The 21,339-nt window shown below is 63.6% G+C and carries 14 protein-coding genes; 4 read left to right on the top strand and 10 right to left on the bottom strand.

Translation table 11 applies throughout. The features are described from left to right. Positions 1 to 11: 11 nt before the first annotated feature. The 5 genes from V7M64_RS09400 to V7M64_RS09380 all read right to left on the bottom strand — a co-directional run bounded on the left by V7M64_RS09400 (position 12) and on the right by V7M64_RS09380 (position 8,047). Entirely contained in the window at positions 12 to 1,322 is a 1,311-nt protein-coding gene (locus tag V7M64_RS09400; protein ID WP_333678825.1) for a HAMP domain-containing sensor histidine kinase, read from the bottom strand. Positions 1,323 to 1,347: 25 nt separating this feature from the next. Next, positions 1,348 to 2,025, bottom strand: coding sequence for a response regulator transcription factor (locus tag V7M64_RS09395; protein ID WP_333678823.1), 678 nt, complete (start codon positions 2,023 to 2,025; stop codon positions 1,348 to 1,350). A gap of 215 nt (positions 2,026 to 2,240) precedes the next feature. Continuing rightward, a complete protein-coding gene (locus V7M64_RS09390; RefSeq protein ID WP_333678821.1) occupies positions 2,241 to 3,668 on the bottom strand; it encodes an efflux transporter outer membrane subunit in 1,428 nt (475 codons plus the stop codon). Further along, the gene (locus V7M64_RS09385) at positions 3,655 to 4,866 is read right to left on the bottom strand and encodes an efflux RND transporter periplasmic adaptor subunit (protein ID WP_333678819.1); all 1,212 of its coding nucleotides are present in this window, start codon (positions 4,864 to 4,866) and stop codon (positions 3,655 to 3,657) included. The genes V7M64_RS09390 and V7M64_RS09385 overlap by 14 nt, the downstream gene beginning before the upstream one ends. Next, positions 4,856 to 8,047, bottom strand: coding sequence for an efflux RND transporter permease subunit (locus V7M64_RS09380; protein ID WP_333678817.1), 3,192 nt, complete (start codon positions 8,045 to 8,047; stop codon positions 4,856 to 4,858). Before V7M64_RS09380 ends, V7M64_RS09385 begins: the two co-directional genes overlap by 11 nt. A 280-nt stretch (positions 8,048 to 8,327) precedes the next feature. Here V7M64_RS09380 and V7M64_RS09375 point away from each other — a divergent pair, with 280 nt between their 5' ends. After that, positions 8,328 to 9,245, top strand: a complete 918-nt coding sequence (locus V7M64_RS09375) for a LysR substrate-binding domain-containing protein (RefSeq protein WP_333678816.1) — start codon at positions 8,328 to 8,330, stop codon at positions 9,243 to 9,245. A gap of 211 nt (positions 9,246 to 9,456) precedes the next feature. Next, entirely contained in the window at positions 9,457 to 9,978 is a 522-nt protein-coding gene (locus V7M64_RS09370; protein ID WP_333678815.1) for an acyloxyacyl hydrolase, read from the top strand. A gap of 77 nt (positions 9,979 to 10,055) precedes the next feature. Here the strand turns inward: V7M64_RS09370 and V7M64_RS09365 are convergent, their stop codons facing one another. The 5 genes from V7M64_RS09365 to V7M64_RS09345 all read right to left on the bottom strand — a co-directional run bounded on the left by V7M64_RS09365 (position 10,056) and on the right by V7M64_RS09345 (position 15,527). Continuing rightward, positions 10,056 to 11,615, bottom strand: a complete 1,560-nt coding sequence (locus V7M64_RS09365; protein WP_333678837.1) for a DHA2 family efflux MFS transporter permease subunit — start codon at positions 11,613 to 11,615, stop codon at positions 10,056 to 10,058. A gap of 141 nt (positions 11,616 to 11,756) precedes the next feature. After that, positions 11,757 to 12,986: an efflux RND transporter periplasmic adaptor subunit gene (locus V7M64_RS09360; protein ID WP_333678813.1), complete on the bottom strand. Its 1,230-nt coding sequence runs from the start codon at positions 12,984 to 12,986 to the stop codon at positions 11,757 to 11,759. An 84-nt stretch (positions 12,987 to 13,070) separates the two neighbouring features. Continuing rightward, positions 13,071 to 14,615 carry an efflux transporter outer membrane subunit gene (locus V7M64_RS09355; RefSeq protein ID WP_333678811.1) on the bottom strand — a complete coding sequence of 515 codons (1,545 nt, stop codon included), beginning with the start codon at positions 14,613 to 14,615 and terminating at the stop codon, positions 13,071 to 13,073. Positions 14,616 to 14,730: 115 nt separating this feature from the next. Further along, positions 14,731 to 15,108 carry a MarR family transcriptional regulator gene (locus tag V7M64_RS09350; protein ID WP_333678835.1) on the bottom strand — a complete coding sequence of 126 codons (378 nt, stop codon included), beginning with the start codon at positions 15,106 to 15,108 and terminating at the stop codon, positions 14,731 to 14,733. A 173-nt stretch (positions 15,109 to 15,281) separates the two neighbouring features. Continuing rightward, positions 15,282 to 15,527 carry a hypothetical protein gene (locus V7M64_RS09345; protein ID WP_324147407.1) on the bottom strand — a complete coding sequence of 82 codons (246 nt, stop codon included), beginning with the start codon at positions 15,525 to 15,527 and terminating at the stop codon, positions 15,282 to 15,284. 263 nt (positions 15,528 to 15,790) lie between these two features. Between V7M64_RS09345 and V7M64_RS09340 the strand changes: the two genes are divergently transcribed. Both V7M64_RS09340 and V7M64_RS09335 read left to right on the top strand, forming a co-directional pair. Beyond that, the gene (locus tag V7M64_RS09340; RefSeq protein ID WP_333678809.1) at positions 15,791 to 16,603 is read left to right on the top strand and encodes a helix-turn-helix transcriptional regulator; all 813 of its coding nucleotides are present in this window, start codon (positions 15,791 to 15,793) and stop codon (positions 16,601 to 16,603) included. A gap of 140 nt (positions 16,604 to 16,743) precedes the next feature. Continuing rightward, positions 16,744 to 21,339 carry a DEAD/DEAH box helicase gene (locus V7M64_RS09335; protein ID WP_333678808.1) on the top strand — a complete coding sequence of 1,532 codons (4,596 nt, stop codon included), beginning with the start codon at positions 16,744 to 16,746 and terminating at the stop codon, positions 21,337 to 21,339.

Here is a 21,339-nt window from a genome sequence, read left to right as displayed (position 1 = left end):
TTCATTCCAGCTTATGTAAAGCGCATTTCGACGGCCAATCCCGGCCGGCGGTCCGCGAGGTTCAGCGCAATGCGGTGCAATTGGGCAATCGCCGCCACCAGCGCCAGGCCAAGGCCACTGCCCGGCGAGGTGCGGCTGCTGTCCAGCCGCACGAAGCGATTGAACACGCGCTGATGCGCTTGCGATGGAATGCCGGGGCCGGTGTCCTCGATACAACCGACGACACCCTGCATGGTCTGTATCAGCGACACGGTGATGCGCGTTCCCGTTGGCGTGTGATGAATCGCGTTCTCGATCAGGTTGGCGAGCATCTGCGTGATGAGCGCGCGATCACCTTTGAAGGCAAGCCCCGGTTGGATGTTGGCGTCGACGATACGCCCCGTATCCTCAGCCACAGGCCGGTAGACCTCGGCCATCGACGTGAACAGCTCGGACAGGTCCATGGGCATGAAACCCGCCCGGCGCTCGCGCGCCTGGACGCGGGAAATGCGCAGCAGCGCGCCGAATGTCGCCAGCACCTGATCGACTTCCACGATGCAGCGCTCGATCGTTTGGCGTTGCCGCGCGGGCCCGTGTTGTTCCTCGCAGGCTGACTCCAGGCGCTGGCGCAGGCGAGTGAGCGGCGTACGCAGGTCGTGCGCGATGTCGTTGGAAACCTGCCGCATGTTTTCCATCAACGTGTGCATGCGTTCGAGCATGCGGTTGAGCCGTGCGGCCAACTGCACGAATTCCTCGCTGCCTCGCTTCAGGCGCAAGGGGCCGGCTTCTTCGCCGGCAACGATGCGTTCGGCGCGTGCGCTCAGGCTATCGACCGATTTCACGAAGACATGGCCGGCAATGCCGCCCGAGAGCAGGGCGAACAGCATCGCCGCGCCCACGCTTACGAAGAAGTAGCGCCCGAGATCTTCATCGAGCTCGCCGATATCGCGGTTGTCCCGCCCCACCGTCAACCAGTGTCCGCCATCCAGCGGCGTCACCAACAGATCCACCTGCGTGGCGTGATGCGCGTGGATGCCGATGGCGTCGTGGATCGGTACGCGTTGCCAGCCGGCGGCGGCAGGATGAAACAGCAGATTGCCGGCGATGCGCTGCCCGTCCTCGTTACTCAACAGATAGTAGTCGGCGCCTTCCTGCTTGACCGACAGGCGCTGGCGGATTTGCGGCGCAAGCATGCCGTCGCGCGCCGCCTCGCGCAGGCTTGCGGTTTCCACTTGCACGGCGATATGCAATTGATCGGCCACGTAAGTGTGGATTTCATGCCATACCAGGCTGAACAAGCCGGCGACCACACAGGCGAACAGCATGGCCTGCAAGACGGCCATGCGAAACGTGGCCGTGCGGAGGAAGCTAATCGGGCGCACGCAGGCAATACCCGGTGCCGCGAATGGTGTGCAGCAACGGTACGGCATAACCGCGATCGATCTTTGCGCGCAAGCGGCTGATGTGGGTTTCCACCACGCTGGTTTGCGGATCGAAATGGAATTCCCACACATGTTCCAGCAACATGGAACGCGTCACCACTTTGCCGGCCTGCTTCATCAGATATTCCAGCAGGCGGAATTCACGTGGCTGCAATTCGATCGGCTGCTGCGCGCGGCTTGCTTCACGCGTACGCAGGTCCAGCTGCAGGTCAGCCACGGACAGGCGCGCATTCGCATCCAGCGCCGGCAACCGGCGTGCCAACGCACCGATGCGCGCCTTCAATTCGCTGAGCGCAAAAGGCTTGCCCAGGTAATCATCCGCGCCGGCTTCCAGGCCTTCCACACGGGCATCGCATTCGCCCAGGGCCGAAAGCATCAACACCGGCGTCTGCCTGCCCTCCGCACGCAAGTGGCGCACCAGCGAGACGCCATCGATATGCGGCAGCATGCGGTCCACCACCAGCAGATCGTAATCACCGCTGTACGCCAACTGCCAACCGGCCGATCCATCGTGCGTGCAATCGACGGCCGTTGCCGTGCCGGCAAGACTGGTTTTCAGATAGGCAGCCGTTTCGAGATCGTCTTCCACCACCAGGATCCGCATGTCACCTCCCGCGCTTGCGATGCGGTCGCCACCGGTGCGATGGGTGCCGGCGACCCGGCTGCTGGGTAGCGCATTGGCAAGTTTGGCGCGCCCACGGCGGCAGTTTGATGACAGTGGGTAGGTTAGGGTGAGGCCAATGCCGAACCCGACATGGTCTGTGGATGCGTGAATGATGGGGCTCGCGTTCGCTCACCCCAACCTACAAGGCCACACCGCTACTTTTGGGCGAGTTGATCGGTGGACCAGCCACCGCCCAATGCACGGATCAGCTGCACGCTGGCGCGCAAGCGCTGCGTGTCCAGGTCGAGCAGGCCACGCTTTTCCTGCAGCGCGACCGTCTGCGCCTGCACCACGTCCAGATAGCTCACCGCGCCGTGTTTGTATTGCGACATGGACAGATCCAGGGCGTGCTGCGCGGCGTCGGCTGCATCTTTCTGATTGGCGCTGGCGGTGCCGAGGTGATCGAGTAGCGCGAGATTATCCTGCACTTGCTGGAAGGCGCCCAGCACCACGCCGCGATAGATGGCGCCGGCTTCGTCGGTTTTCGCCTTGGCAGCCTGGATGGTGGCCTTGCGATAGCCGCCGTCGAACAGATCCAGCGCCAGCATCGGCCCCAAGGCCCAGATGCGATTGCCGGCGGTGAGCAAATTGGCCCAGCCGGTGCTTTGGTAGCCGCCTTGCGCATTGAGCGTGAGCGATGGAAACCATGCCGCGCGCGCCACGCCAATGCCCGCGTTGGCCGCAGCGACACGACGCTCTGCTGCGGCGATGTCGGGCCGGCGTTGCAGCAGCGTGGATGGCACGCCGAGCGGCACTGTCGGTACCGGCATCGGCTCGGTACGCGCCGGCAGGCTGAAGTTGGCGGCGTGCTCTCCGACCAGTACGGCGATCGTGTCCTGCATCAGCGCACGCTGAGCCAGCGTCTGCGACCACTGCGAACGCGCATCGGAAAGCTGCGTCTGCGCGCGCGAGACGTCGAGGCCGGAAACGATGCCGCCACCATGCAGCGTCTGCGTCAGTTTCAGCGCTTTCTCGTAGGCCTGGATGGTTTGCTGCAACAGCTCGATCTGCTGATCGAGGCCCCGCAGCTGCACGTAGCTGTCGGCAAGCTGGGCTTGCAGGCTCAGTTGCGCGGAAGCGAGATCGGCTTGCGCGGCGAGCGCGTTGTCGCGGCCGGCTTCGACCGTGTTGCGCACGCGGCCCCACAGGTCGACTTCATAACTGGCCTGCGCGCCCACGCTGTAGCTGTTGTAGTCGGCGGGCGCGGAAGGATTGCGCACCGGCGGCGCGTGATCGGACTGGCGCTGGCGTACGCCAGTGGCTCCTGCGCCGATCTGCGGAAACAGTTCGGAGCGTGCCTGCATCGCAAAGGCCTGGGCTTGCTGGTAGTGCGCCAGCGCAGCCGCCAGGTCAGCATTGTTCGCCAGCAGCTTGACCTGCAATGCATCCAGTTCGGCGTCGCTGTACAGCTGCCACCAGCTCTCGCGCGGTAGCTGATCGGACGGCTGCGCGCCGATCCAAGGGCCAACGTCGCGATACGCCTGCGCTGGCGGTGTCGCCGGCGGGTGATAGGCCGGCGCCAGCGAGCATCCGCCCAGTGCCGCGGCGATCATCATCGCAAGAAGAGACTCACGCTTTTTCATGCGGCTTGGCCGTTGTGTCTTCGGTGGCAAGCTTCATGTCGTCCGTGGCGAGCTTGACGGCATCGCCATCCTTGATGCCATCGGGCGGACTGTCGATCACGCGATCATCGGCGCTCAATCCACTGCCGATTTCCACCGTCTTGCCGTAGTCGAACAGGATGCTCACCTGCTTGAAGGCGACCTTGTCGCCGGCGCCGACGGTCGCCACGCGCAAGCCGGCGTTGTCGAAAATCAGCGCGCTGGCCGGCACGCGCAGCGCGGTCGTGTCCACCGGCAAATGGAAACGCACGTGTGCGAACGCGCCAGGCATCAGCTTGTCGTCGGCATTGTCGACTTGCAGCTGCACGAGGGTGGTACCGGAGGTGGTGTTGACCGCGTTGGAGGCCGCGACCACCTGCGCATGGAATTCACGGCCCGGATATTCCGGCACCATCAGCACGGCGCTGCTGCCGGGACGAACCGACGGTGCATAACGCTGCGGTACCTGCACGTATACGCGCAGCTTGTGGATGTCCGACACCACGAACAGCTCGGGGCCGGTGCCGCCGCCCGAATTGATCAGCGCGCCGACGTCGGTATCGCGCGCCGTCACCACGCCGTCGAACGGCGCGACGATGCGCGCAAACGCCTTGGCCGCTTCCAGGCGATCCACGTTCGCCTGCGCGGCCTTCATCTGCGCAAGCTTGGCGGCGTAGTCGGCGGTGCGCTGATCCACATCTTGCTGCGCCACTGAGTCGCTACTGAGCATCGCCTGCCAGCGTTTGGCAGTCACCGCAGCCAGATCGGCATTTGCTTTGGTGCTAGCGAGATCGGCGCGCGCCTGCTGCAGTTGCTGATCGAGTTCCGGGGTGGAGATTTCGCCAAGCAGTTCGCCGGCTTTCACCGGTGTGCCGATATCGGTTTTCCACGCTTTCAGATAACCGCTGACCTGCGCGTAGATCGGCGCGCGCGTATAGGCTTGCAGTTGGCCGGGCAGATCGAGCACCGGCCCGGTTTTGCCGAGCTCCGGCGCTACGACGTCGACCGTGGGCACGGCCTGTTCCTGCGTCCAGGTTTTCAACGTGTTCGCTTGTGTCGCGCGCGTAATCAACCCGATCACCACGATGCCAGCCAGGATGACGGCGATGACGATGCCTGTGCGGCGCAAGCCGCGCTTGGACAGCTTTTGCGAAGGATGGATCGTTGCTTCAGACGACATAGCCAGGTTCTCCAGCGCGAATGGCTTTGGACGCATGGCGCCCATGGATGATGCTGAACACGACCGGCACGAACAGCAGCGTCGCGCCGGTGGCGAAAATCAGGCCGCCGATCACCGCGCGGCCGAGCGGTGCATTCTGTTCGCCGCCTTCGCCCAGGCCCAAGGCCATCGGCGCCATGCCGATGATCATCGCCAGCGCGGTCATGCAGACGGGACGGAAGCGGGTGAAGCCGGCTTCGAGCGCGGCCAGCGTGGCGTCGCCGTGTTCGGCCAGGCGTTCGCGGCAGAAGCTCACCACCAGAATGGAGTTGGCCGTCGCCACACCCATGCACATGATCGCGCCGGTAAGCGCCGGCACCGACAGCGGCGTGTGCGTGGCGAACAGCATCCACACGATGCCGGCCAATGCGGCGGGCAAGGCGGTGATGATCACGAACGGATCGCTCCACGATTGGAAATTCACCACGATCAGCAGATAGATCAGCACCACCGCGCCAAGCAGGCCGAACAGCAAGCCCGAGAACGCGCTGTTCATGGTCTGCACCTGGCCGAGCAGCACCACATGCGAGCCCTTGGGCTGCTGGCTGGCGGTGTTGCCGATCAGCTTCTGCACGTCGGTGGCGACGGCGCCCAGATCGCGATCCTGCGTGGCGGCATAGATCTGCACCACCGACTGGATGTCGTATTGGTCGATCACCGCATTGGTATTGTTGCGCTTGAGCGTGACCAGGCCGCCAAGCACCTGCGCCTGCCCGCTGCTGCCGTTGACCGGCAGGTTGCGCAATTGCGCCAGGCTTTCCAGTGCGTATTGCGGGGTCTGCATCACGATCGGATACGACACGCCGTTGGCTGGATTGAGCCAGAATGTCGGCGCCACCTGGCTGGAGCCGGCCAGGTTCACCACCAGGCTGTTGGTGACGTCGCGTTCGGTGATGCCGAGCAGTTGCGCCTGCGTGCGATCGACGTTGACGTCAAAGCCGGGGTTGGCCTGTGATTCCTGGATGCGCGCATCGACTACGCCGGGAATGCGCCTGATCTGGCCAAGCAAGGTATTCGCGTAAGCAAAGTTGGCCGCAAGATGCGGGCCGCGAACTTGCAGATCGATCGGCGCGGGCGAGCCGAAGTTCAGGATCTGGCTGACGATGTCTGCCGGCGGAAACGAGAACGTGGCTCCGGGATACAGGCGCGGCAAGATCTCGCGCAACTTGCGCACGTATTCGGCGGTGGGGCGATGGCCTTCGTTGAGCGCGATCTGGATGTCGCCATCCTGCTCGCCCACCAGGCCGGTGTTGTTGTAGGTGGTGTTGATGCCGCTGCCGGACACGCCGATGTTGTCCACCACCGTGCCCAGGTCCTGCGCCGGAATCACTGTGCGTACGGTGCCTTCGATCTTGTTGAACAGGTTGGCGGTTTCTTCCACGCGTGTACCGACCTGCGCGCGTACGTGCATCAGGATCTGTCCGCCGTCTACCTCAGGAAAGAAATTGCGGCCAAGGAACGGCACGAGCAGGAACGACACCAGCACGAAGGCGAGAAAGCCGAGCACGAACGGCCGGCGATGCGCCAGCGCCAGATCGAGCATGCCGTGATAGGCAGCGCGGATGCGTTCGAAGCGCGCCTCGAACGCACGCTGAAAGCGCAGCAACGGATGGCTGGACGGCGTCGCCGCATGCGCGCCCTGCCCTTCCACATGTGGCGCATGCGGCTTCAGCAGGAACTTCGCCATCGTCGGCACCAAGGTGCGCGAGAGGATGAACGAGCACACCATCGCGAAAATCACCGCTTCGGCCATCGGCACGAACAGGAAGCGCGCCACGCCTTCGAGGAAGAACATCGGCACGAACACGATGCAGATGCACAACAACGACACGAACGCCGGCGTGACGATCTGCTTGGCGCCGTCGATGATCGACGTTTCCACATCCTTGCCGTGCTCAAGATGCCAGTTGATGTTCTCGATGGTCACCGTGGCGTCGTCGACCAGAATGCCCACCGCCAGCGCGAGGCCGCCCAGCGTCATGATGTTGAGCGTTTCGCCGAACGCGGACAACAGCGCGATCGCGCCGAGAATCGCCAGCGGAATCGATATCGCGATGATCACGGTGGAGCGCCAGCTGCCCAGGAACAACAGGATCATCAAGCTGGTGAGCGCCGCTGCAATCACGCCTTCGCGCGCCACGCCGCTGATCGCCGCGCGCACGAACAGGGATTGATCGCCGATCGGCGTCACCTTGAGGTTGTCCGGCAGGATGCCCTTGCTGTCGGCCAGGCGCTGCTTGATGCCGGACACGATCGCCAGGGTGGATGCCGAACCGTTCTTAAGGATGCTCAGCAGCACCGAGCGGTTGCCGTCCACGTGCACGATGTTGGTTTGTGGGGGCGAGCCGTCGCGCACATGAGCCACGTCGTGGATGTAGATGGTGGTGCCGTTCACCTGCTTGATAGGCAGGTTGCCCAGCTCGTTGATGTCGGATGGGGAGTTGTTGAGGTTGAGCGTGTATTCGAACGTGCCGATTTTCTGCGTGCCGACCGGAATGATCAGGTTCTGCGCCGCCAGCGCGTTGGCCACGTCCTGCGCCGACAAACCGCGCGCCTGCAGTGCGGCCGAATCCACGTCGATCTGCACCTGGCGCGTCTTGCCGCCATACGGATAAGGAATGGCCGCGCCCGGCACCGACACCAGCTGCGGACGCAGGATGTTCTGCCCCAGGTCGCCCAGGTTCTGCTCGCTCAAGCCTTTGCCCGACAGCGCCAATTGCAGGATCGGCACGGTGGAGGCGTTGTAGTTGAGGATCAGCGGCGGCGTGATGCCCGGCGGCAGCTGCTTGAGCAGCGTTTGCGACACCGCGGTGACTTGCGCATTGGCGGTGGCGATGTTCACGCCCGGCTGGAAAAAGATCTTGATGATGCCGTAGCCGGCGATCGACTTGGCCTCGATATGCTCCACGTCGTTCACCGTGGTGGTGAGCACGCGTTCGAACGGCGAGGCAATACGGCCAGCCATCTGCTCCGGCGGCAGGCCGGTGTAGGTCCACACCACCGCAATCACCGGAATCTTGATATCGGGGAAAATGTCGGTCGGTGTGCGCAAGGCGGCCAATGGACCGACGATCAGGATCAGCAGCGCAAGAACGACGAAGGTATAAGGCCGCTCCAGCGCAAGCCGTACGATCCTTAGCATGGGGTGGGCTCCAGGGGTTACTGACAGGCCCGCGCGCTCTGCTCGTCATGCCGGCGAAGGCCGGAATCCAGTCAGAGTGACGTGCGGAGCACACAATAGATAACGTTCTGTGTGCTTCGCACGGCATGCCAAAACGGGATTCCGGCCTGCGCCGGAATGGCGATGGGCCGACGGCGCTTCGACGACATGCGGCACACTCGGGGAGAAGCTGCCGTTGTGCGTGAAGATTAGTTGTACGACTTGCTAAGATCGATACAGCACCGCGAATGGCTTGATACGCATGACGAATGATTACCTCGAGCTGCGGCATTTGAAGTACTTCGTCACCGTGGCCGACGAGCTGCACTTCGGCCGCGCGGCCGAACGATTGGGCATATCGCAGCCGCCGCTCAGCCAGCAGATTCATGCGCTGGAAACACGCCTGGGCGCGAAATTGTTCGAGCGTAAAGGCCGTGGCATTGCATTGAGCGCGGCCGGCGCCGCGTTGCTCCCTCGCGCACGCACCCTTCTTACGCAGGCCGAACGCGCGGCCGAATCCGTGGCGCGTTCGCAGCGTGGAGAATTAGGCGAATTGCATCTTGGGCTGGTGTCTTCCGGCCCGTTCACCGTGGTGGTGCCGCGCGTGCTGGCGCGGTTCCGCGAACGCTTGCCCAGCGTGCGCCTGCTGATCCACGAAATGGCCACCTCGCAGCAGATCGATGCGCTGGAACAGGGTTTGATCGACGTCGGCGTGATCCGTCCCGACGCGTTGCCGGAGAACATCAAGGCGATCGAGTTGTTCAAGGATTCGCTCACCGTGGTGATGCATGCGAGCAATCCGCTGGCGGCCGGCGAAGGTGCCGTCGAGATCCATGAGCTGGCCGGCGAGGATTTCATCTTCTACCAGCGCCACCTGGGCATGCGGCTGTATGACGAGGTGATCGCGCTGTGCACGCGCGCGGGTTTCAGTCCGCACATCCTGTACGAGGTGCGCGAGTTGCCGACCATCATCGGTTTGATATCCGGTGGTTTCGGCGTGGCCGTGCTGCCCGGGTCGATCCAGCGCATGAAAGTGGAGAACGTGGTGTATCGCCCCTTGGCGAATACGGAAGCGGCCACGGCCGTCTGGGCTATTTACCGTGACGACGCCAATGACCCGATGGTGCATGCCTTCCTGGATATCGCGCAGTGCCTGGCCTCCAAAGGTGTGGCGGCCTAGCGATCGGAACGCCTAGGCCAGGCACCTGGAGGCGATTCCCGAACTCCTTGCACCAGCGTTCGCTTACGCGCCGCTGACGTTTTCTCGTACTGCATTGCGGGTCAACACTGTGTTGCCGAAAATGACACAAATATGGCTGGCGACCGATCCTGATCATTTGTAAACTTTTGAGTACATAAACGCACTTCCTATCCCCCACATAGGTTTACTCATGCGCATGCATCCCCTTACCCGCGGCGCCGCTGCCTTACTCCTGTTTGCTTTACCAGCGCTCCCCGCCATGGCGGCCCGCTTCGAACTGCAAGGCGGCGTCAGCTTCATGGACAGCTACAGCGCACCCGCCGCGTTCGGCGAAGTGATCTTCGACGAACACCAGTTCGGCAGCAGCAACTTCAGCTGGGCACCCGACATCACCGCCGGCTGGATCAGCGGCCGCGACCTGAAGCGCTTCGACAGCGGCCGCTACACCACCCGCGACGACATCGGCTTGGTGGGCGCCGGCGTGCGCATCCACTACGGCCCTGCCGATGCGTGGTATCGACGGCTCTTCATCAGCGAGCAGCCGAGCGTGCATACCGGCCGCACGGAAGCGCTGAGCAGCGCTTTCGAATTCTCCACCACTATTGGCTACCAGGGCGATCATTGGAGCGTTGGCATTCGCCACATTTCCAATGCCGGCATGCATGAACCGAACCGCGGTGAGACGATGGCGTTGGTGGGTATCGCGTTCTAAAGACCGCGCCATCAACGCATAAAGCAACGGCCCCTTACGGAGCCGTTGTCGTTTTCAGGATCGACCGGCTTGCGGCATCAATGGCCGCCCCCCCCTGCCCCGGCCTTCGCCCCGAACGGCGGCTTGGCCAGCCAGATCACCACGATCAGCGACATGAAGATCCAGCCGAGCACGTAGAAGATTTCGTTGAAGGAAATCTGCAGTCCTTGCGCGCTGATCGTTCCGTTCAACATCGCCAAGGTCGTCTGCGTATCGCTGCTTTGGCTGATCGCCTGCTGCGCCGTCGGGTTGTACGGCGTGATCTGCTCGGCCAGCTGCGAGTGATGCAATACGGCACGGCGTTCCCACATGAAACTGGTGAGCGAAGCGGCAAAGCTGGCGCCCACGGTGCGCAGGAAGGTCGCCACGCCGCCGCCCGAGGCGAGTTCGTGCGGCTGCAGGTCGGACAGCAGGATGGTGGTGACGGGCATGAAGAACAGCGCTACGCCCAGGCCTTGCAGCAACTGCACGCTGGCGATGTGGTTGAAGTCCACGCCGATATAGAAGTCCGAACGTATGAAGCAGGTTACGCCCATCACCACGAACGAGGCCGCGGTGAGCATGCGCAAGTCAAAGCGCGCCGCGTAGCGGCCCACGAACGGCGTAAGTATCACCGGCAAGATGCCCAAGGGCGCGGCGGCGAAGCCGGCCCATGTCGCGGTATAGCCCAGGTTGATCTGCAACCACTGCGGCACCAGCAGGTTGATGGCGAAGAACGCGGCATATGCCAGCACCAGTGAAATGGTGCCCATGCGGAAATTGCGATGGCGGAACAGCTTGAGATCGACGATCGGTTCCTTGTCGGTCAGTTCCCAGATCAGGAACACCGCGATCGCGATCGCCGAGATGATCGCGGTGATGATGATGAAGTTGGAATTGAACCAGTCCTCGTCATTGCCCTTGTCCAGCACCACCTGCAGCGCGCCAATGCCGATCACCAGCGTGGCCAGGCCGACGTAGTCCATCTTCGGCCGTGAGGTCACCACTTCGCGCAGGCGCATTTGGTTGGCCACGACGAAGCTGGCAAAGATGCCGATCGGCACGTTGATGAAGAAGATCCACGGCCATGAATAGTTGTCGGTGATCCAGCCACCAAGGATCGGGCCGGCGATCGGCGCCACCACCGTCACCATCGCCAGCAACGCCAGCGCCATCGGTCGCTTGTTGGGTGGATAGATGCCGATCAGCAAGGCCTGCGTCACCGGATACATCGGCCCGGCCACGGCGCCTTGCAACGTACGGAACACGATCAGCATGCCCATGCTCTGCGCGATGCCGCACAGGAACGAAGCGATCGAGAAAGCCAGCGTGGCCCATACGAACAGTTTCACTTCGCCGAAACGGCGCGTGAGAAAGCCGGTGAGCGGCAGCGCGATGGCATTGCTCACCGCGAAGGAGGTGATCACCCAGGTGCTTTCGTCCGAACTGACGCCAAGATTGCCGGCGATGGTCGGCAGCGACACGTTGGCGATGGTGGTGTCCAGCACCTGCATGAACGTGGCCAGCGACAAACCGATTGTCGCCAGGACCAGGTTGGGTGGACGGAAATGCGTGCTCATAGGCTTGGGAGTAGGTGCGGGAAGTGAAGGGTTACGGATACTCAGATCTATGTCGGAATCGTCGTCGCGGCGAAGGCGGGGACCCAGTGTCTTCAGGTATTTGGAAAGTCGTTGGGCCCCGGCCTTCGCTGAGGTGACGATGTCTCATGCGCTATCCAGGCGTTCCCTCTTCTGTGCGCATCAGTGCGCCTTCGCCACGGGGTCTTCGCCCTTGGCATTCACCGCCTGGCCCATGTTCTCGTGGATGATCCGCTCGATCTGCGCATTCGCATCGGCGAGCTGGTCTTTGTAGACGTCGGTGCTGAAGCGCGGTTCGGTGCGTGCGGACTGCGCCAGCGTCGGACCGCTCTGGTCATGCAGGTTCACGTCGGTGGTCATCGACATGCCGATGCGCAACGGGTTCTTGTCGAGCTGCGACGGATCGGTGAACACCACGCGCACGGGAATGCGCTGCACGATCTTGATCCAGTTGCCGGTGGCGTTCTGCGCCGGCAGTAGCGAGAACGCGCTGCCCGTGCCCACGCCGAGGCTTTCCACCTTGCCCTTGTACTTCACCGAGTTGCCGTAGACGTCGGAGGTGAGTTCCACCGGTTGGCCGATGCGCATCTGCGTGAGCTGCGTTTCCTTGAAGTTGGCATCCACCCATACCTGGTGCAGCGGCACGACGGCCATCAATGCCGAACCCGGTTGCACCCGCTGGCCCACCTGCACGGTGCGCTTGGCGACGTAGCCGGTGACCGGCGCCACCATCGTGGTACGCACATCATCCAGATAGGCGGAGCGATATTGCGCGGCGGCGGCTTTCACGTCCGGATGCGAAGCAACGACGGTGTCATCCACCAGCACCTTGTTGGTCTGCAACTGCTGTTGCGAAGTCGCCAAAGCGCTCTGTGCTGCCGTCAAGGCATCGCGCACGTGCGCCAGTTCCTCGGCGGAGATTGCACCGGTCTTGGCAAGATTGCGGCGGCGGTTGTAGTCGTCCTGCGCTTTCTGCAGCGCGACCTTTTCCAGCGCAACCTGAGACTGCGCACCGGTGACGGTGCTGTACAAGCCACGCACGCGGCGCACGGTGTTGGCGAGATTTGCCGCGGCGCGTTGCAGGCCCACGTCGGCATCGGAGCGATCGAGCTTCACCAGCACTTCGCCCTGCTGCACCATGTCGCCGTCATCGGCGGTGATGCTGATGACGGTACCGGCTATGCGCGGCGTGATCTGCACAATGTTGCCGTTGATATAGGCGTCGTCGGTACCTTCGTACCAGCGCCCGACGATGAAATACCACGCCGTCCATGCGATGGCGGCGAGCACGATCACTGCCAGCAGCAAGCGCAGCAGGAAGCCACGCCGGTTGTTGGCCGGCGGTGCCTGCACGGCGGACGTGTCGGCGGTGTTGGGGTTCGGACTGGACATGGGAGCTGCCTCAGAAACGGATGGGGATTACTTGGGGAAAGTTCGGTGTCGGCTAGGGATGCACTGATCGATTCGACGTCGGTGTCAGCGGCTTTGTCTGTTTGCAGACCCCAGGGTCGGCGGTGAAGGCAGACTGGCTGTCTGTCGAGCCGACGGACCAAAGGGCTGCGGACAGACAGATTCGTTGGCGCCTGCGGGAGATTGATCAGTGCATTCCCCAGGTTGGTAGCCGCCGCCGAGTGCCTGGATCAATTGCACGTTGAGATCGGACTGCTGCGCATGCAGGGCAGCCATGCGCTGTTCGGCGGCGAGCAATTGCTGGCGCACGCTGAGCGCTTCCAGGTAATTGCCGATGCCGGCCTTGTAGCGTTGTTCGGAGAGTGTCCATGCATCATTCGCCGCATCGAGTGCGCGTTGCTGCGCGGCGATCTGCGTCTGCAGCGACGCGACGGCATCGTAGTCGTCCGCCACTTCGTTGATGGCGGATACCAGCGTCTTGTTGTACTGCGCCACGGCGAGGTCGTAGTTGGCATCCTTGCTGTTCAAGTTGGCGCGACGACGGCCGCCATCGAAGATCGGCAGGCTGATCGCCGGTGCCACTTCGTAGAAACGATTCTTCAGCGTGAACAGATTGGCGCCGCCGAAATTGATCAGGCCCGCCATGGCGCCGATGTTGACGTTTGGCAGAAAGTCGGTCTTGGCGGACTTGATGTCCTTGCCTGCCGCTTCCACGCGCCAGCGCGCGGCAACGAGATCGGCGCGATGGCCGACCAAGTCCACCGACACGTTGCCCGGCACGGTCAGCGCGGCCGGCGGCAACAATTGCGGACGGGCGATGTCGAGACCGCGATCGGGGCCTTTGCCGAGCAGCACCGACAAGGCGGTGCGTGCCGCGTCGACGGCGCGATCGGTTTGCGCCTTCTGCCCTTCCGCGCTGGCGACTTCCGAATCGCTCTGTTTGAGCTGCATCTGGTTGTCGATGCCGGCGGCTACGCGCTGGCGCGTGAGGTCACGCGCTTCGCTGGCACGCTTCAATTCGGCTTTGGCGACATCCTGCTGCGTATACGCATAACCGAGTTGCACGTAGGCGCGCGCAACATTGGTGGACAACTCGATGCGTGCGGCTTGTGCATCCACTTCGGCGGCGCGTTGCTGGCCGAGGGTTGCTTCCCATGCATCACGCTGCCCACCCCACAGGTCCAGGTTCCATTTGAAGCTGGCGTTGGCGTATTTGAGGGCGCCAACGTGGCCGGTACCAAAGACGGGAACGGATTTGGGAATGAACGCTTCACCGATGCTGCCGCCAAGGTTGACCGTCGGCTTGCGCGCGGCATCCGTGGCACCGGCCGCGGCCTGCGCCTGGCGCGCGCGCGCATCGGCTACGGCCAGGCTGGGGTTGTCGCGCAGGGCCTCGGTGATCAGCGCACTGAGTTGGGGATCGCCCAGCCCGCTCCACCAGTCCTGCTTTGGCCAGGCGGCCTCGGACACCTGCACGTTCGCCAGGCTGCGATCAGCCTTGAGCGACGATACGTCGGTCAGCGCGCCGTTCGGATGCAGACCGCCACTGGTCGCGCAGCCGGCCAGGGCCAACGTAAGTACGACAGCAGCCGCAACAGTTTGCAGACGCATGGCTTTCAATCTCGATATGGGAAGTTTGTAGGCTGGAATGGCAATCCCAGCATCGATGGGGTTGGTGGAAAGCCGGGATTGCCATCCCGGCCTGCTCACTGCAGATCGTCCATGGCTAACTTCGGTTCTTGTCACGCAAGGCGTGCAACACGCGGCCCAGGTAGTCATGCAGCCGCTCGCGCTCGACCTCGCTCAAGGAGTGTTGCGCCGCTTCCAGGACACGGTCATTGCAACTGGTCAGTTGCTGCCACAGCGCGTTGCCGGCCTCGGTCAGCTCGATCCGCAGCGCGCGCCGGTCCTGTGCGTGCGGGCGACGGCGCAGATAACCCCTGCCCTCCAGCTGGTCGAGCTGGCGCGTCATGGCGCCGCCATCCAGTTCCACCGAGCGGGCCAGCTCGGTGGCCGTCATCGGCCCGAGCATGGCCAGCCGCTTGAGCATGACGAACTGGATGTAGCGAAGGTCCATGCCTTTGTCGGCGATCTCCGCCTCCATGCTGCGCACCAGTTCGACGCGAACCAGGTTGATCAGCAGGCCAAGGCTTTCCTGGCTGGTGGGAGTAACGAGCGGTCCGGTGTTCATGGCCGCGTATTCTATTGCCCCTAGAATATTTGTCAAGGCAAATATGTGTTGGACACTTTTTGTTTTGGCAAATTGACAGAAATGGATTACTTCACGAGTTCGGCCAGCTCGTCGTCCAGCCAGGCCTTGAGGGCGGGATCGCGCAGTTCGAACAGCTGGAACACGCCCAACGCCCGCAATGCGGGCAACTGGGCCAACAGGCGCGGCTCCATCGCCCGGCGCACGGCCTCCGGCGTGGCCGGATCCAGCATCTGGTGCGCGCAGGCAACGAACGTCTCCAGCGGGGAGCGCGAAACCTCGGATTTCAGGGAAACCAGTTGAAGCGGTGACATGACCTTTCCTTCTCAGTGCAGCGCGGATCGCTCAATAGACGGACGAACGAGGCGTGCCGTGACAGACATTTGCGCGCGCCCAACCAGGGCCTGCGCGCTTGGCGCAGTCATCGGCACAGCCCCCTGGGTTTGCATCAGATAGCCGCGAGCGGCGGCAGCGGCGTGGTGGCCCGGCGCCATCGGCCGGTCAGCAGGGGGAAGCTTAGGCAAAGCTGGTGACAAGCTGATAACGTTATTTGGTCAAATAATGTCGAGATTCGGCCATGCAGCGGACCAAACAGGAGCTCTACGAACTGATCGAACGGCTGGATGGCCCCGCCCTGATCGCCTACTGGGACGACGGCGAAGCCTTCAGCGAATACACCCAGGAAACCAAGCAATACGATTGGCACAGTCATGCGCGCGGTCAGTTCTTCTGCGTGGAAAGCGGTCTGGTACATATGCATACCGCGCACGGCTCCTGGTTATTGCCACCGCATCGGGCCGGCTGGATGCCGCCGGGCGAGCTGCACAAGGTGACCATCAACGGGCCGCTGACCGGCTGGGGCGTGTTCCTGCATCCCGAGGTTGCGCATTGCCTGCCCGAACGGCCCGGCGTGATCGGCGTGAATCCGCTGATGCGCGAGCTGGTGCATCGCGCCAGTTCCTGGACCTGGAATCCGGAGCTGACCGAGCGGCAGGAACGGGTGATGGGCGTGCTGCTCGAGGAAATCCGCGCCGCGCCGCTCGAACCGCTGCATCTGCCGATGCCGATCGACCGCCGCCTGCTGCGTATCGCCCAGGCCGTGCTGGAACAGCCCCACGACAACCGCAGCCTGGAAGAATGGGCCGCCTGGGCCGGACTTTCCGCGCGCACGCTCAGCCGCCTGTTCCGCGCCGAAACGGCCTTGAGCTTCGCGCAGTGGCGCCAGCAGGCGCGCCTCACCAAGGGGCTGGAGCAATTGGCCGAAGGCCTGCCTGTCGCGACAGTCGCCGACGGCCTGGGCTATGCGAGCACCAGCGCGTTCATCGCCATGTTCCGCCGCTGCTTTGGCCACTCGCCGGCGCGGTACTTCGGGCAGCGCGCAACGGCCTAGGCGTCTCATCTCTTGCGACTGCCAACAGTGAGCATGCTTGGACGCCCAGGGAGCAGGGGAATGAAAGCTTTTACGCTGGCCAATCACCCCTATGTCATGATCGACGAGCCTTGCGCCCGTGCGACCACGGGTTACCTACCATGCCTCTGCAGAACTTCCATCCCGCGGTTGCCGCCTGGTTCGGCAACACGTTCCCGGCGCCCACCTCCGCGCAGGCTGCCGCCTGGCCAAAGATCAGGGCAGGGCGGCACACACTGGTTGCCGCGCCGACCGGTTCGGGTAAAACGCTGACCGCCTTTCTTGCCGCCATCGACCAGCTGGTGCAGGAGAGCGTGGCGCGCGGCGGCACGCTGCCGGACGAAACACGCGTGGTGTACGTCTCGCCGCTGAAGGCATTGTCGAACGATATCCACATCAACCTGGAAGCGCCGCTGGAAGGCATCGGCATCGAGCTGGAAAAGCTCGGCCTGCCGGGCGCGCCGATCCGCACCGCCGTGCGCACCGGCGACACCCCCCAAGCCGAGCGCAGCCTGATGCGCAAGGTGCCGCCGCACATCCTGGTGACCACGCCGGAATCCCTGTACGTGCTGATGGGCTCGCTGTCCGGGCGGGAGATGCTCAAAAGCGTGCGCAGCGTGATCGTGGATGAAATCCACGCGGTGGCGGCCAGCAAGCGTGGTGCGCATCTGGCCGTGACGCTCGAGCGATTGGAAGCGTTGTGCCAGCGGCCGTTGCAGCGGATTGGCTTGTCGGCGACGCAGAAGCCGATCGAGGATGTGGCGAAGTTTCTGGTGGGGGAGGGCACAGGCCTTGCGCCCTCTCCGCTCCGGGGAGAGGGCTGGGACGAGGGGCGAATCTCGCCGGAAACTCAAAACGAGTCATCGCCTGTTATCAGTGATCTTTTCGCAAGAGCCGCCCCTCACCCCAGAGGGGAGAGGGAGCAAAAGCTTGAAAGAGAGCAAGGCTGCACCATCATCGACGTCGGCCACACACGCGAGCGCGATCTCGCCATCGAAGTGCCGCCGGTGCCGCTGGAAGCGGTCATGTCCAACGACACGTGGGACCTGGTCTACAACCAGCTTGCGCAACTGGTCGAGCAACACCGCACCACGCTGGTGTTCGTCAACACGCGGCGCATGGCCGAACGCGTGGCGCGGCATCTGTCCGAACGCCTCGGCCATGAAGCCGTCGCCGCGCACCACGGCAGTCTTGCAAAAGAGCAGCGCCTGGACGCCGAGCAACGCCTGAAACGGGGTGAACTGAAAGTACTGGTCGCCACCGCGTCGCTGGAACTGGGTATCGATATCGGCGACGTGGATCTGGTGTGCCAGCTTTCTTCGCCACGCTCCATCGCTGCGTTCCTGCAACGTGCGGGCCGTTCCGGCCACGCGGTGAACGGCACGCCGAAAGCACGGCTGTTTCCCACCAGCCGCGATGACCTGGTCGAATGCGCCGCGATGCTCGATTGCGTGCGCCGTGGGGAACTCGACACGCTGATGCAGCCGCCGCAACCGCTGGATGTGCTGGCGCAGCAGATCGTGGCTGAAGTGGCGTGCGCGGAATGGGACGAAGATGCGCTGTTCGACCTGGTGCGTCGCGCCTATCCCTATCGCAGCTTGCCCCGCGATACGTTCAATGCCGTCGTGCGCATGCTGGCCGACGGCTTCAGCACACGGCGCGGCGCTCGCGCTGCATACGTTCACCGCGATGCCGTGCATCGCGAACTGCGCGCACGGCGCGGTGCGCGCCTCACTGCCGTCACCTCGGGCGGAACCATTCCCGATACCGCCGATTACCTGGTGGTGCTGGAACCGCAAGCGACCATCGTCGGCACGGTGAACGAAGACTTCGCAGTCGAAAGCCTGGCTGGCGATATTTTCCAGCTCGGCAACACCAGCTATCGCATCCTTCGCGTGGAGCGCGACCGCTTGCGCGTGGAAGACGCGCAAGGCGCACCGCCGAGCATTCCGTTCTGGCTGGGCGAAGCCCCGGGTCGCAGCAACGAATTGTCGGTGGGCGTATCGCGCCTGCGCGAAGAAATGGCCGCACGCATCGATGCCGGCGGCGTGCAGGCGGCCTTCGACTGGTTGCGCGAAGTACTCGGATTGAACGAATCCGCCGCGCAGCAGATCGTGGAATATCTTGCCAAGGCCAAGGCCGCGCTGGGCGTGATGCCGACGCAATCCACGCTGGTGTTCGAGCGCTTCTTCGATGAATCCGGCGGCACGCAGCTGGTAATCCATACGCCCTGGGGCAGCCGCATCAACAAGGCGTGGGGCTTGGCGTTGCGCAAGCGCTTTTGCCGGCAATTCAATTTCGAATTGCAGGCCGCCGCAACCGAAAACGCCATCGTGCTGTCGCTTTCCACCAGCCACAGTTTTCCGCTGATCGAAGTGGCGCGTTACCTGCACAGCAACACCGCCGAACACGTGCTGGTGCAGGCGCTGCTCGATGCGCCGCTATTCCCGGTGCGCTGGCGCTGGAATGCGGTGACCTCGCTGGCCCTGCCGCGCTATGCGGGCGGCAAGAAAGTGCCTGCGCCTTTGCAGCGCATGAAGAGCGAGGACCTGCTCGCCACTGTCTTCCCCGACCAGGTCGCCTGCCTGGAAAACATCGTCGGCGAGCGGCAGATCCCCGATCATCCGCTGGTGAACCAGACCCTGCACGACTGTCTGCGCGAAGCGATGGACGTGGATGGATTGCTGGATGTCTTGAAGAACATGGAATCGGGTGCGATCACCGTGGTCGCACGTGATCTCACCGCGCCCAGCCCGCTCGCCAGCGAAGTGCTCAACGCCGCGCCGTATGCGTTCCTTGACGACGCGCCGCTGGAAGAACGCCGCACGCGCGCAGTGCAAACGCGTCATTGGAACGGCATCGAGGATACGGACGATCTGGCCAAGCTCGATCCGGAAGCGATTGCTGCGGTGCGCAGCGAAGCATGGCCGGATGTACGCAGCGCCGATGAAATGCACGAGGCGCTGAATGTGCTCGGGTTCGTCACGGCAGAAGAAGCGCGTGCGCATGACGGCTGGCTCGATTGGCTGCACAAGCTTGCCAAGGTCCATCGTGCGACGCTCTTAACTCCCCGATCTTTGATCAATAACAGGGGAGAGGGCGACGGCGGAATCTCGCGGGAAGCTTCCGCTCTGCACAGCCCCTCATCCGACCCTTCGGGCCACCTTCTCCCCAAAGGGGAGAAGGAAAAGGGTGTGTGGATCTGCGCCGAAAAACTGGCCATGTGGAATGCCGTGCATGAACACGCCGCATTGCATCCATCCATCACCGCGCCCGCCGAATACGCCGCGCAAACCTGGACGCGCGAAGACGCCTTGCTGGAATTCGTGCGCGGCCGCCTCACCGGCCTGGGCCCCAGCACCGTCGCCGCCCTTGCCGCATCCATGCAGGTGGAAAGCGCCGACATCGACCTTGCCCTGATTCGCCTGCAATCGGAAGGCTACGTCATGCAGGGCCACTTTTCGCCGGAGGCCAGCGATACCGAATGGTGTGAACGCCATCTGCTCGCACGCATCCATCGCTACACCATCGGCCGCTTGCGACGGGAAATCGAACCGGTCAGCCGCCGCGACCTGATGCGCTTCCTGCTCGAATGGCAGCACACCACACCGGGTACGAAGCTGAGCGGCCCGGATGCGCTCAGTGGCGTGCTTCACCAATTTGAAGGCTTCGAAGCCGCAGCGGGTGCGTGGGAAGGCGAGTTGCTGGCGTCGCGCATCGAGGGCTACTCCAGCCGTTGGCTGGATGAACTGTGTCGCGCCGGCCGCATCGGCTGGAATCGCCTGCGCAGCGGTGGCGGCAGCGGCGGCCCGGTACGCGCGACGCCGATCGTGCTGTTGCCGCGTCGCCAATGGCCGATCTGGACCAGCATGGCCGATCGCAATCAGGAACAGGAACCGTTGCTGTCGTCGCGTGCGCAAGCCGTCGCCGATGCGCTGAACGCACACGGTGCCTTGTTCTTCGACGAACTGCTCGAGGCCGCGCATCTGTTGCGCACGGAGCTTGAGGATGCGCTAGGCGAGCTGGTTTCCGCCGGACGCGTTACCTCCGACAGCTTTGCCGGCCTGCGTGCATTGCTCACGCCCGCCGCCAAGCGCGAATCGTCCCGCTATCGTCGCGTGCGCAGGCATAACTTGAGCGAGATCGAGGATGCCGGTCGATGGTCGTTGGTGCGCAAGCTTCCAACAAAAATGTCACCGCGCAGTGAAGCGCCCACCGCCGCCGACGATCCAGTCGAACACATCGCCCGCGTGCTGCTGCGCCGCTACGGCGTCATCTTCTGGAAACTCCTCGAACGCGAAGCCCCTTGGCTGCCTTCGTGGCGCGAACTGTTGCGCGTCTACCACCGCCTGGAAGCCCGCGGCGAAATCCGCGGCGGCCGCTTCGTGGAAGGACTGGTCGGCGAACAATTCGCCCTGCCCGAAGCCATCGCCCACCTGCGCAGCATACGGCTGCGCCCACCTGAGCAGATCCGCGTCACGCTCAGCGGCAGCGATCCCTTGAACCTGGTCGGCACCGTTCTCACCGGCGATCGCCTGCCTGCATTGGCCGGCACGCGCGTGCTTTACGAAGACGGCATGCCTGTCGCCGCGCTGGTCGCCAATAAACCGCAATGGCTGATTGAAGGCGATCTTGCGCAGCAGCGGCGTTGGTACAACGCCTTGTTGCGACGGCCGGAGCCGGATGGGACTAGCGATGTAACATACGTACGGCGTTGA

Source organism: Dyella sp., assembly GCF_036746095.1.
In the GTDB taxonomy this organism is placed as follows: domain Bacteria; phylum Pseudomonadota; class Gammaproteobacteria; order Xanthomonadales; family Rhodanobacteraceae; genus Dyella_B.
Note: the sequence above shows the minus strand (reverse complement) of the source record. Positions and strands in the feature narration are given on the sequence as shown.